Origin of the sequence: Pseudomonas sp. dw_358 (assembly GCF_018449655.1) — a bacterium.
Classification (GTDB): Bacteria; Pseudomonadota; Gammaproteobacteria; order Pseudomonadales; family Pseudomonadaceae; genus Aquipseudomonas.
In genome coordinates this window covers 111,967-124,398 of record NZ_JAAVUX010000008.1, presented here as the reverse complement: position 1 = coordinate 124,398, position 12,432 = coordinate 111,967, and the positions used below count along the sequence as shown (strand labels likewise).

The 12,432-nt window shown below is 64.5% G+C and carries 11 protein-coding genes; 2 read left to right on the top strand and 9 right to left on the bottom strand.

Translation table 11 applies throughout. The features are described from left to right. Nucleotides 1–37: 37 nt before the first annotated feature. Complete coding sequence (locus HB675_RS14100) at nt 38–1,375, top strand: aspartate aminotransferase family protein (RefSeq protein ID WP_213878941.1); 1,338 nt, start codon at nt 38–40, stop codon at nt 1,373–1,375. 150 nt (nt 1,376–1,525) lie between these two features. On the opposite strand, the gene HB675_RS14095 is transcribed toward HB675_RS14100, so the two are convergent. The 4 genes from HB675_RS14095 to HB675_RS14080 are packed head-to-tail and all read right to left on the bottom strand — an operon-like array spanning nt 1,526 to nt 6,106. Then, entirely contained in the window at nt 1,526–2,323 is a 798-nt protein-coding gene (locus HB675_RS14095) for a glucose 1-dehydrogenase (protein ID WP_213878940.1), read from the bottom strand. A gap of 31 nt (nt 2,324–2,354) precedes the next feature. Next, a complete protein-coding gene (locus HB675_RS14090; RefSeq protein WP_213878939.1) occupies nt 2,355–3,416 on the bottom strand; it encodes an alpha/beta hydrolase in 1,062 nt (353 codons plus the stop codon). Then, entirely contained in the window at nt 3,413–4,900 is a 1,488-nt protein-coding gene (locus HB675_RS14085) for an NAD(P)/FAD-dependent oxidoreductase (protein WP_213878938.1), read from the bottom strand. Before HB675_RS14085 ends, HB675_RS14090 begins: the two co-directional genes overlap by 4 nt. A gap of 42 nt (nt 4,901–4,942) precedes the next feature. Continuing rightward, on the bottom strand, nt 4,943–6,106 hold the full coding sequence (locus HB675_RS14080) for an iron-containing alcohol dehydrogenase (RefSeq protein ID WP_345945770.1): 1,164 nt from the start codon (nt 6,104–6,106) through the stop codon (nt 4,943–4,945). 248 nt (nt 6,107–6,354) lie between these two features. On the opposite strand from HB675_RS14080, the gene HB675_RS26120 reads away from it, so the two are divergent. Next, nucleotides 6,355–8,991, top strand: coding sequence for a LuxR C-terminal-related transcriptional regulator (locus HB675_RS26120; RefSeq protein ID WP_213878937.1), 2,637 nt, complete (start codon nt 6,355–6,357; stop codon nt 8,989–8,991). 115 nt (nt 8,992–9,106) lie between these two features. Here the strand turns inward: HB675_RS26120 and HB675_RS14070 are convergent, their stop codons facing one another. From HB675_RS14070 to HB675_RS14050, 5 genes are all read right to left on the bottom strand, one after another. Beyond that, entirely contained in the window at nt 9,107–9,268 is a 162-nt protein-coding gene (locus HB675_RS14070; RefSeq protein ID WP_213878936.1) for an SDR family NAD(P)-dependent oxidoreductase, read from the bottom strand. A gap of 93 nt (nt 9,269–9,361) precedes the next feature. Next, nucleotides 9,362–10,504 (bottom strand): AraC family transcriptional regulator, encoded by a 1,143-nt coding sequence (locus HB675_RS14065; RefSeq protein ID WP_213878935.1) that lies wholly within the window; start codon nt 10,502–10,504, stop codon nt 9,362–9,364. Nucleotides 10,505–10,553: 49 nt separating this feature from the next. After that, nucleotides 10,554–10,691, bottom strand: coding sequence for a hypothetical protein (locus HB675_RS14060; RefSeq protein ID WP_213878934.1), 138 nt, complete (start codon nt 10,689–10,691; stop codon nt 10,554–10,556). 271 nt (nt 10,692–10,962) lie between these two features. Continuing rightward, nucleotides 10,963–11,493 (bottom strand): NAD(P)-binding domain-containing protein, encoded by a 531-nt coding sequence (locus HB675_RS14055; RefSeq protein ID WP_213878933.1) that lies wholly within the window; start codon nt 11,491–11,493, stop codon nt 10,963–10,965. 34 nt (nt 11,494–11,527) lie between these two features. Next, nucleotides 11,528–12,415 (bottom strand): NAD(P)-binding domain-containing protein, encoded by an 888-nt coding sequence (locus HB675_RS14050; protein WP_213878932.1) that lies wholly within the window; start codon nt 12,413–12,415, stop codon nt 11,528–11,530. Between the last annotated feature and the right edge of the window lie 17 nt (nt 12,416–12,432).

The window sequence follows — 12,432 nt, the reverse complement described above, 5'->3', positions numbered from 1 at the left end:
ACGCCACCCCGGCCTGCCCACCCTCGAGGAACCTTTGATGTCTGACGCCAAATGGCCTGACGCCCATAGTCAATCCAAAGCTTTGTATGACCGCGCGACTCAAGTCATGCCCGGCGGTATCACCCGTATCCTGCCGTGGCAGGAGCCGTTTCCGGTGTATGCCGGCAGCGGTTCCGGCGCCTACGTCACCGACGTCGACGGCACCCGGCGCCTGGACCTGCTGAACAACTTCGCCTCGCTGATCCACGGCCATGCGCACCCGGCCATCGTCGCGGCGATCCAGGAGCAGGTGACCAAGGGCACCGCGTTCACCTTGCCCACCGAACCGGAAGTGGCACTGGCCGAAACGGTCTGCGCGCGGGCCGAGGGATTTGAATGGATTCGTTTCTCCAACTCGGGGTCCGAAGCGGTGATGTGCGCGATCAAGGCTGCCCGGGCCATTACCGGCCGCTCGAAGATCGTCAAATGCGAAGGCGTGTACCACGGCTCCTACGACTACGCCGAAGTCAGCCTTGATTCGTCGCCCGACAACTGGGGCGATGACCCGAAATCCATCGGCTACTCCAAGGGCGTACCGGAAGGCGTCAAGAATGACGTGGTGGTGATCCCGTTCAACGACGTGGACGCAGCCGAACGCATCATCCTCGCCAACCGTGACGCCATCGCCGCCATCCTCATTGACCCGGCCCCCAGCTACTTTGGTTTCGTCCCGGTCACGCCGCCATTCATCCAGATGATCCGCCGTGTCTGTACCGAAATCGGTGCCGTGTTCATTCTCGACGAAGTCATCACCTTTCGCGTTCACCGCGGCGGCGCGCAGACGCGGTTCAACATCCAGCCTGACCTGACCGTGCTGGCGAAGATCATCGGCGGTGGTTTCCCGGTGGGCGCCGTGGCCGGGCTGCGCAAGTTCATGCAGGTGTTCGACCACCGCGAGGGCAAGCCGCTGCTGCCGTGGAGCGGCACCTTCACCGCTAACCCGATCACCATGACGGCCGGCAAGATCGCCCTGGACCTTTACACCCAGGAAGCGTCCGATCGCCTTGACGTGCTGGGCGACCGTTTGCGCGCTGGCGTCACCGAGGCCTTCGCCAAGGCCGGTTTCCCGGGCCAGGTCACCGGCTTCTCGTCGATGTTCATGGTCTTCGGCCACCAGCGCGAGATCCGTGATTACCGCAGTGGCTATGCCAGCAAGGAAGAGGCCAAGTGGGTCACCCGCCTGCAGCGCAATCTGGTGCTGGAGGGTTATCACATCGCCAAGACTGGCAAAGCGTTCCTGTCTACCGTAATGACGCAGGCCGATGTCGACGGCTTCATCGCCGCCACCGAGCGCGCGGCCCGCGCAGCGGTGAAAGAAGCCGCCCAGCCGGCCTGAGCCCTATTAGGCAGATGATTTTGGGGCAGACAGGATTGGCCTCGGCCTTGAGGTTCGATCCATGGGAGCAGGGTCGGCCGCCGTAGCGGTTGCCCGCGATGCAAGCGGCGCGGTGCATCAGTGCCACCGCGCCACATGAAAGCGCCTGAATCACTGCGCGGTATATGCGCCATCCACCGTCAACAACGACCCGGTCATCCACTGCGCCTCTTCAGAGGCCAGAAATGCGACTGCCTTGGCCACGTCATCGACGTTGCCAATGCGCGGCCAGGGCGTCAGGTCTTCCAATAGGGTCTTGATCTCGGGGTTGTCCAGTTCCTGGCGCACCATGGCCGTGGCGAGGAAGCCGGGGCAGACCGCGTTGACGTTGATCTTATGCGCCGCAAAATCAACCGCCAACTGCCGGGTGAGGTTATTGACCGCGCCTTTGGAGGCGCAGTAGGACGCTTCCTGAGCCAGCCCCACCAAGCCGCCGATGGAAGAGATGTTGACGATCTTGCCGCGTGTGCCGCTGTCGCTGACCGGTTGTTTCATCATCTGGGTAATGGCGAACTTGCAGCCCAGCCAGGTGCCCTTGGTATTGACGTTCATGGTCAGGTCGTAGTCGGCTTCGGTCTCCTCGACGATGGTTTTCAACTCGACCGCCACGCCGGCATTGTTGATCATGATGTCCAGGCGCCCGAAGCGCTCGACGGCGGCCTCGACCAAGGCTTGCATGTCGCCATGGCGGGACACGTCGGCGCGCACGAAAATCGCTTCGCCACCGTTGTCGCGGATCAGTTGATCGGTATCGATGTGCAGGTCGGTCTCGAAGCCTTCCGGGCGCGCGCGGGAGGTGAGGTCCGAGCAGACGAGGCGGGCGCCTCCAGCGGCGAGGGCCAGCGCGATGGCGCGGCCGTTGCCGGAACTTGAACCGGTGACAATGGCTATTTTGTTGTTGAATCGCATTGATCGTTTCCCTCGGCAGGTCATGTCGCAATCAGGGGTATTTCCCATCCCTTGCGGGTGGTTGCGCACCCGAGTTTAGAAAGCTGGGGTGGGCACAAACAGGTGCGAAAGGGACAGTGTCGGAGGAGGGCTTTAAACCGGCGCTGATCAGCACCTCGACAATGAACCGCGCTGCCTCGGCCAGCACCTGGCGGCCGGTATCGACCTTGCCTGCACTGGTCAGCACGCCATGGGCATGCCGGGGCAGGTGGCGATGCAGCACCGCTGTGCCGGCTTGCGCCGCCGCACTGGCGTAGGCGATGCCTTCATCGGCCAGCGGGTCCAGGCCTGCGGTGAGGATGAACAGGGGTGGCTGACGACGCCCCTTGGCATGTAACAGCGGCGAGAGGCGCGGGTCGTCCCAGTCCTGGCGCCCCGGCGTGTACTGGTCGCGAAACCAGTGCATGGTCCGCGCGGTCAGCGGGAATCCACGGGTGATCCGCTGGTAGGACGGGTGGCGGGCGCCCAGATCGGTCACCGGATAGAACAGCACCTGGCCCTTGACGGTCGAGCCATCGAGGTTGGCCAGCAGCGTGGCCATGTTGGCCCCGGCGCTATCCCCCACCACCAGCAGGCGATCAGGATCGACCAGCAGCGCCGTTGCCTCTGTGCCGATGAACTGCAAGGCGGCCTGGCAGTCGTCCAGCGGCACCGGAAACGGGTGCTCCGGTGCCCGGCGATAGTCCACGGCAATCACCGTGGCGGCCGTCTGGTTGGCCAGCGTCCGGCAGATGCCGTCGTGGCTGTCCAGATCGCCGACCACCCAGCCACCGCCATGGATGAACAGCAGCACCGGGGTGACCGCCTGAGCCGGGACGCCCAGGGGGCGATAGCGGCGCAGTCGGGCATGACCACCGGCCACCGGATAGTCGCGGGTGTCGACGCCGGCCACTTCCTCAGGCGGCAGGCCGTTGACGGCGCAGGCCTTGACGTAGTTGGCACGGGCCTCGGTCAGCGGCACATCCTGAAAGGACACCTCGCCATTGGCCCGAAACGCTTGCACCAGGGCGACGGCATCCGTGGCGATGTCATCGAGCGCGATGGCCTCGTTCATGAGCGTGCCGCTCCCCGGGCCAGTAGCAAGTGGTAATCGGTGACCTTCCAGTCCGCCGCCAGGTGGCGGTATTCATCCACGGTGCCTGACCAGTTGTTGATGACCTTGCCGGCAGCGTTCTTGTACCAGCTTGAACAGTCCGAGGAAAAAGCCGAGGACTGCATGTTGGTCTGCAGGGCGTCGTTGTAGGCGTTGAAGGGTTCGGGCTTGATGTCGATGGCGGCGTGGGGGTGATCCCTGAGCCCTTGCACCGCCTGAATGATGTAGCGCTGCTGGATCTCCAGCATGCTGATGATCGAGTTATGGTTCAGGTTGGTGTTGGGGCCGTAGATCATGAACAGGTTGGGGAAGCCCGGCACTGTCATGCCCAGGTAAGCTTCGGCGCCTTCTTGCCAGCGTTGGTGCAGGGTCTGGCCGCTCAGGCCGATGACTTGCAGGTCGCCCTGGAACGCCTGGCTTTCGAAGCCGGTGCCGAAGATCACCACATCAAACTCGTGCAGGGTGCCGTCGCGGTCTACAACCCCGGTGGCCACGAAGTGATCGACGGCCGCCGTCTCCAGGCTGACGTTGGCGCGGGTCAGGGCTGGATAGTACTCGTCCGAGCGCAGGATGCGCTTGCAGGCGAACTCGTAGTCGGGGGTGAGCTTGGCCCGCAGCACCGGGTCGGCCACCTGCGCTGCCAGGTGTCCGCTGGCCATCTTGATACCTTCCTGCTGGGCCTCGGTGCCGTGGCGGGTGCGGGCAAAGCCGTTTTCACGAAAGGCGTGCAGGTCGCGACGGCTCTGCTCGAACAGCTCGGGCTGCGCGCTGTAGGCGTCCAACTGCTCGGTGCTGAACACCACCTGGTTGCGCGGCATGATCCAGTTGGCGCTGCGCTGGAACACGGTCAAGTGTGCCGCTTGCCTGGCCACCTCGGGCACGTACTGCACGGCACTGGCGGCCGCGCCGATGCTGGCCACACGCTTGCCCGCCAGCTGTGCGTCGGCAGGCCATCGGGCCGAGTGAAAGTGCTGGCCGGCAAACTGCTCCAGGCCCTTGAAGGCAGGAATCGCCGGCGTGTTCAGCTGGCCCCAGGCCGGGACGAAGAAACGCCCCTGCACGCGGCGCCCGTCGGCCAGCTCGATGGCCCACTGTTGCGTGGATTCCTCCCAGCGCGCCTGGCTGACTTCGCTGTTCAGTTGGACGTGCGGCATCAGCGCGTAATGCTCTGCCAGATGGACCATGTAAGCCAGCAGTTCCTGGCGGTCGGCATACAGGCGGCTGACCCGCAGGTGCGGGTAGAAGCTGTAGCAGTACAGGTGGGACTCGGTGTCGCAGGCCGCGCCCGGGTAGGCGTTGTCACGCCAGACGCCGCCAATGCCTTGGCCGCGCTCAAGGATGACGAAGTTGTCGATGCCTTGCATTTTCAGTTGCGCGGCCATGCCCAGGCCGCCGAAGCCGGCGCCGAGGATGACGATGTCGTAGGTCTGTGGAGAGGATGTCATGGTCGGTTCCTTATTGTTTTTGATAGCAGACGATGAAAGGGCTCAGTACGCCTGGCGATACAGCGCCAAGGCATCGGCCTCGCGCAGCTCGACCGGGTTGTTCTGCAGCAGACGCCCCTGTTTCATGGCGTCGCTGGCCAGCAGGGGCAGGCTGTCTTCGCGGACCTTGACATCGCGCAGGCGGCGCGGCGCGCCGGAGCGGTCCATCAGGTCATCCATGAACGCCACGAAGCGGCTCGCACGGGTAGTCACGGTCGTGTCGCTGGGCCCCAGCAGCACGTCGCCAAGCTCGGCGTACAGCGGTGCGGCGGCAGTCAGGTTAAAGCGCAGCACCGGGCCCAGCATCAAGGCGTTGGAGAGGCCGTGGGGAATGTGATAGTGGCCGCCCAGCGGGTAGGCCAGCGCATGCACTGCCGCCACCGGAGCATTGGCGAAGGCCTGGCCGGCGAGGGTGGCACCCAACAGCATGGCTTCGCGGGCGATACGGTTTTGGCCGTTTTCACAGGCGCTGATCAAGTGGCCGGAGAGCAAGCGCAGGGCCTCCCGGGCCAGAGCGTCGGACAGCGGATTCTTGCGATGAAGGCTGGTGTAGGCCTCGATGGCGTGAACCATGGCGTCGATACCGGTGGCGGCGGTGATCAGCGCCGGGAGGCCGGTGGTCAGCTCGGCGTCGAGGATGACCTTGTCGGCATAGAGTTGCGAGGCGACCACGCCCATCTTGGTGGTTTCGCCGGTGGTGAGGATGGTGATATTGGTCACCTCCGAACCGGTACCTGCCGTGGTCGGGATCTGCACCAGTGGCAGGCGGCTACCCTTGACTTTGCCGATGCCGTAGAGCTCGGACAGGGGCTGGCTGGAGGGGATCAATACGGCGGCGAGCTTGGCGATGTCCATCGACGAGCCGCCCCCGAGTCCCAGGACGAGGTCGGCCTGGACCTCGCGGGCCTGGGCAACGCACTGATGGAGCACCGCCTCGGGGGGGTCGGCGACCACGTCATCGAAGACACTGAGGGTGAAGCCTGCCTGCAACAGCGAGGCTTTGGCCGCATCGAGCAGGCCGGCCTGATGGAGGAATTTGTCGGTGACGATCAGCAGCCGGCGCCGCTCGGTCCAGGCGCCGAGAATTTCGCCCAGGCGCCGCGCAGCGCCCCACTCGCAGTTGATCGAAGCCACAGTGTCGAAGGTGAATGCCTTGAAAATACTCACGGGGTTGCCCTCTGGTGGACGCCGGTACTGAAAGCGGCCGGGTCACGGTTGTTGTTGGCTGTATTTAAAGCCAAGGTGGACGCCTTGGCGTCAACCTCAGGGTGGAGTTCAGGACGCTGGCGGGTGGAGAAATGGGTCTGGGTGCCGGCCGCAAGCAGACGCCTCTCCACCCGGTCTCGGCAGACTGGACAAACGGCCCATTCGCGCTCAGATTTGAACGCCGTGAATCATGGTCCAGGGTTGTGGTTGTGAGTAGAGCGCTAGACACCAGCAAGTTTCGCAGTGCGCTGTTGCCGCGCGGGGGTATTGCCCGGCCACGGCTGTTGGCCCAGCTCGGCGCCGAAGGCGCGCCGCTCCTGACTGTGCTGCGTGCCCCTCTGGGCTACGGCAAGTCAGTGTTGATGGCGCAACTGCTGGACTCGCTGAAGACCCCCAGGGGGTTTTACCGCGTCGATGCCCGCGACAACGACCCCGGGGTCTTCCTCGCGCACTGGCATCAGTTGTTGCTCAAGATCCCCCTGGCCGCGCAGGTCCCGGCCGATCAGGCCTGGGCAGCGATCCGCAGTCACCTGGACGGGCTGACCCAGACCTTCACCCTGTGCCTGGATGATCTGCAGTGGCTGCACTCGCCAAGGGTCCTGGGCTACCTGGAGAGTTTGCTGCACCAGCCGCTGCCGCACCTGCGTATCGTTGCCGCCTGTGAAGGTCGGCCGCGCCTGAAAGTCAGTCATCTGCGCCGTGACAATCGCCTGCTGGAGCTGACGTCGGCGCAACTGGCCCTGGACGGCGAACAGACCCAGCAACTGCTCCTGGCTCACGACCCGTCCCTGGACTCGGCATTTACCTACCGCCTGCAGGCTGGCAGCGAGGGCTGGATCAGCGGCGTGCTGTTCTGGTGCTCTGCCTATCGCGACTCCCAGGGCCAGGTGGCCCACGAGCGGGTGGAGGCTGCTGTGCAGCTGTCCTACCAGCGTATTGCCCAGTTCATCGAAGAAGAGCTGCTGCGCCAGCTGCCCGCAGCGTTGGTGCGCTTCATCGAACGGACCTGCGTGGTCAATGCGTTCGATCTGCCCCTGGCGGCGGCGCTGGGCCAGACCGCCGAGGCGCAGCGGTACCTCGGCCAGCTTCAGGCTATGGACCTGTTCATCGAGCACCGGGCCGACCAGCCGTTGCCCTGGCAGTACCACCCAGCGTTGCGCCTGAGCGCTCAGCAGCGCCTGCGCCGCCGTGATCCCACGGCCCTGTTGCAGCTGCACCAACAGGCGGCGGACTGGCTGCTGGCCGAGCAATTCTATGCCCAGGCGGTGTATCAGTACGGCCGGGCCAAGAACGCCTCGGCGCTCCTGGCAACGGTCGAGCAGCATGCCTTCGACCTGCTGCGCGAGGGCGAGATCAATGCCATCGTCGACTTCCTCGGTCATGCCCTGCGTGACAACGGTTCGGAACACTTGAACCTGGCGCTGACCGAGGCCTCGGCGCTGATTGTCACCAACGACGTCGAGCGCATCCGCGACTGCATGCGTCGGCTCAGGCGGCTGGCCACCTGCGATGCCCGCGAGCACACCGACCGGGTGATGCAGACCATCGGCTACCTGCGCAGTCACCTGGCCTGGCAGGGCGGCAACCTGCGCCATGGCATCGATATCGTCCGCACCTTGCGCGAGCGCCACCCGGCGCGCACGGGGGCGGCCGCGATCCTGCTGGCCGACAGCGCCAGCTGCCTGGCGGCTCTCGGCCGGCTCCGCGATGCCCGGCGGCAGAATGACGAGGCCTTGTTGCAGCTGACGCAACTGGGCTTTCGCGGCTACGCCTACCGCCTGCATTTGCAGGCGGCGCAGATCGAGCTGGCCGAAGGCAACACGGATCAGGCCTGGGAGCGTTTCTTCGAGGCCGACCTGCAACCGCCCCAGTCGCGCAGGACCACCAGTTTCTATGACGCCTTCCTGCACCTGGGCCGGGCCTTGGTGCTGATGCAGCGAAACCAGTTGGACAGCGCCCGCGCCAGCTTCGCCAGGGCCGAGAAAATTGCCCTGGATTTTCCCCACAGCGCCGGCCTGGCGCTGATCTTTCTGCACCAGGGCTGCCTGTTCGAGGCCTTGGGCGATTCGCCCCGGGCGGTGGCGCAATGGGACGAGTCACGACGCCTGGCGCGGGGCTTTGGCCAGTGGCGGATCTATCGGCTGGCGGGTGCCTGGCGCGTTAGGCATGCGGTGCGCCAGGGTGATCGAGCGTTCGTGCTGGCATGGCTGGAACAATGGCAGTGGTGCCAGGCGCACTATGGGGATGATGTCCAGCCCGACGAAGTCATGGCCTACGCCTGGGTTCAGCGTCACTTGGGGCACCTCGAGCCGGTGCTCGTGTGTGTACGCACGCTGGGGGAGCTGGCGCTGGAGCAACGGCACCGGCGCTTGCAGCTTGATCTGTCGATCTTGCAAAGCACCCTGGCCCTGGACCGCGGTGAACTCCAGATGGCGCTGCACTACCTGGACGAGGGGCTGGCGCTGGCCTGTGAACACTCGCTGGGGCAGTTGCTCCATGGCGAAGGTGCCGCCCTCGGGGATCTGCTGCAAACCCTGTTGTCAGCGCCGGCGCGGCGGCAATATGGCCTGCAGCGAGAGTTGCCGGATAGCCAGCGCCTCTATGCCCTGTGGCCGACGCTCAAAGCATTGGTGCCGGCCATCCGCCTGGTCGAGCCGATCACCCGGCGCGAACGCGAAGTGCTGCAGCGCATGGCCCGGGGGCAGGCCAATGCGCAGATCGCCGAGTCGCTGTTCGTCAGCCTGAGCACGGTCAAGACCCACATCAACAATATCTTTCGCAAGCTGGACGTAAACGATCGCGATCAAGCGCTGCTTAAAGCCAGGAACGTGGGGTGGCTGGCATGAGTGGGATCTACACCGAATAGCGCGAGAGGGTTTCGCCGCCGTCGATGCGCACCAGGGCGCCGGCAGGGGCTGAAAAGCGCCTGGCCACCCCGCTGCTCGATCAGTTGTACGGTGGTCAGTTTGGGTGTTCGTCAAAACCTCTGGGGTGTCTGGCTTCGCTGATATCGCCGATCACCAGGCGCGCGCCTTCCTGCGCCAGTTTCACCGCGATGCCGCGGCCAAGGCCAGTGCTGGCCCCGGTAATCACAACCACCTTTCCCGCCAGATTCATGTCCATCAGGGGTTTCATTGCAGAGGGTGATGTTACGAAAAAGGCCGTCGCAACGAACCGGGTCGTGGAGGTCCGTGCGACGGTGCGGGGCCTTGATCGTCAACCGATCGCCGCCATGCCAGGGTCGGCCCAGGCGGCCGAGCCATAGGCGCCTGAGCTGCTGCTGTTGCCGTGGCCAAAACGCGATGCGTGCTGGCCACCGTTGTTGAGCACGCGATACTCGCGTGGAGAGCGGCCGGTCCAGCGCTTGAAGGCGTGGCGAAAGTTCGCGGCATCGCTGTAGTTCAATTGTTCGGAGATGGCTTCAGTGGTCATCGGCGTGTTGAGCAAGTAGCGGATTGCCAATTTCTTGCGCACTTCCACCAGCAAGGCGTTGTAGGAGGTGCCCAAGGCGTCGAGGCGCCGGCGCAGGGTGCGCGGCGACAGGTGCAGGCGCCCGGCAATCTCCGACAGCGAGGCAATGCACTGCCCAGAGCTGAGCAGCAGGTTCTGCACTTGATAGCTGAGGTCATATTTCTGCAGGATGTCGCGCACTTGCGTCTGGCAGGTGGTCTTGCAACTGGCATGGGTGATGCTGTTGGCCTGGGCCAGCCGGCTGTCGAGCCAGTGGGCGGAGAAGCGGATGGCAGTACGCTCGCAATCGAAACGCACCGGCAACCCCAGGCACAGCGCCGCGCGCTGCTGTTCGGCGTCGCTGGCCCCCATGCTCAGCTCGACGCCCTGGCACTGGAAATCCAGGCCCAGAATGTCCTTGAGCAAGGTCATGAGTTTGGAGATTTCCAGGTAGTACCACAGCCCTTCCTGGTGGTTGCTCAGCCCGTACTGGTCGCTGAGCTCAAGCTGGGCCGTCTCGCCATCGTCGCTCACCTGCAGGGCAAGCTTTAGATTCATCAATAGCCCGAACTGCGCCGCCACCGCCAGCGCGTCACGCAGGGTGGGGCTGCTCAGCAGGGCGAAACCGACAATGCCATAGGACGTCAAGTGCAGGCGCTTGCCGACTTCCAGGCCCAGCAGGGGGTCGTCGGCGCCTTGAGTGAACGCGGCCTGAATCAGCCCATGCTGGTTGAGCGAGATCCGGCACGCAGGGTTTTGCAGGTCGTTCGGCGTCAGCCCGCCAGCGGCCAGGCAGGCACCGATCTGCTCATCACCACAGGCGCTGATGCTGACGGCCGCGAGGATTTCTGCGGTGGAAAAAATCTTGTCGTCGAACGTAATTGGAGTGGTGTCGATCAGTCCCATCATGCCGCCCTCACTGCGATAACACACTTATTGATCGCGCAGAAATACGCAATCACCAGGGGTATCCGCGTTGCTCTTCAAGGGAGCGACGCAATGGCTTGGGCAGGCCGGGGTACTGCGGTGCAGCGAAGAAAAAATCGAGCGTGCGACGTTGCCAGGCAACGGCGGAACAACGGGTCTTCGACCTCATGTTTTATCTCCTGACCTTGTGGCCGCGGCGTGCGCGAGCCTGTTTTTGTTGGTCTATCAGGTAGGGATCGCGCTGATGCGCGTGACCTGGAAAGTCGCAGGGCGATAACTAGGTCGTGTGACCGATTAGATACGGTCGAGTGACCTAGGTCAAGAGGCGGACCTGTATTTGCTGATGAAAACACACTGGAAGGAAGGGCGGACGGGAAGGGTTGCATGGCCGAGCGCGGGCAGGGCGCGTCCAGGATCGCTTGATCGTGGACGCGTGGGCGTCAGCAGTATTCCAGAGTGGCGCCGCAGTCGGTCCCCAGGTAGGTCAGAGAGGCGCCGAGGGAGTGACACAGTGGCTTGAGCCGATCGTACACCCGCCGGGGCCCGGCGCAGACCAATTCGCAGCCGATCTGGCCGATGCTGTGCGCTTCCCCGGTCAGGCTGATTTCCAGGTAGTCGATGTGCTCACTGCGGGCCCATTCGCCCATCGAGCGCGCCGAAGACGCCGGGCGGGTCTGCGAGGTGTTGAAGCTGATCAGTGCCTTGCCGTGCAGGCCGAAGGTGGTTTCCGGGCTGCACAGGCGGGCGCTCATCAACAGTTGATCGGGGAAGCAGGTGATGATCACGTCGCTGCTGTCCACGGCCTGCTCCAGGTTGCGCACCAGGCGAACGCCCTCGCAGGGAGAGAGCAGATTGCTGCGAAGCGGGTCCAGCCCGGCCACTTCGAAGCCGTGTCCGGACAGCGTACGGGCAATTTGCTTGCCGAACTGATCAAGCCCGATGATGGCCACGCGTTTAGGTGCAGTACTCATGGAAGGACACTCTGGGTCGTAAGGGCATTCAGGGTCAGGGTTGCAGGGCGTGGTAGAGCGATGCGATGTCCTTGTCGCCCATGCCGGCGGCCTGGGCCATGTGGCAGTAGGACAAAAACGCCTGGGTGGTGGCGTAGGGCACTTGCGCATTTTTCAGCGCATCGAGCACCACTTCCTGACCCGACACGTGCACATCCACCGAGGCTTGTTCGCCGCCCAGTTGTTGCGAGGCGATGCGCCTGGCGGCGGTGTTGATGCCGTCCACCAGCATGTCAGTCATGATCGGCGACAGTGCCTGGAAGGCTTGCACCGAGACGCCGGCGGTGGCAGCCAGTACCGCACCTTCCATCCACGCGGCGAAGGCTCCGAAGTAGAACGCGTAAAGGGCCAGATAGGTGGGGGTGCAGGACAGGGGGTCCGCGCCCAGGTAGCGCGGGCTGCCGGCGAGCATCTTCAGGGTCTGCTCATGGGCCTGCCAGGCTTCTGGCGCCCCGGAGTACAGGATGGCCGTGTGGGCGGCACCGATGTCCTTGGGGTAGCACATGATCCCGGCATCGAGGTATTGCGCATTGTGTTCCCGGGCCCAGCGGTCCAGGCGCCTGACGTCATCCACGGTGCCGGTGCTCATGTTGACCAGGGTGCGGCCACCCAGGTCGATTTCCGGGCCGAGGCCGTGCAGGACTTCGCGGCTGGCGGTCTTGTCGATCATGCAGATGATGGTCAGGTCGCTGGCCAGCAAGGCAGTGCGCACGTCGCCGGCCAGTTGCGCGCCGTCTGCCACCAGTGCAGCGGCCCGATCCGGATTGCGGTTCCAGACAGTCAGTTGGCAACCTGCTTGCAACAGGGTACGGGCCAACACACCGCCCATGGCACCCAGCCCCATTACGGTCACGGTCACAGGCAGCTTGTCGAGATCAGGCATGGGGTGTCCTCCAGGAA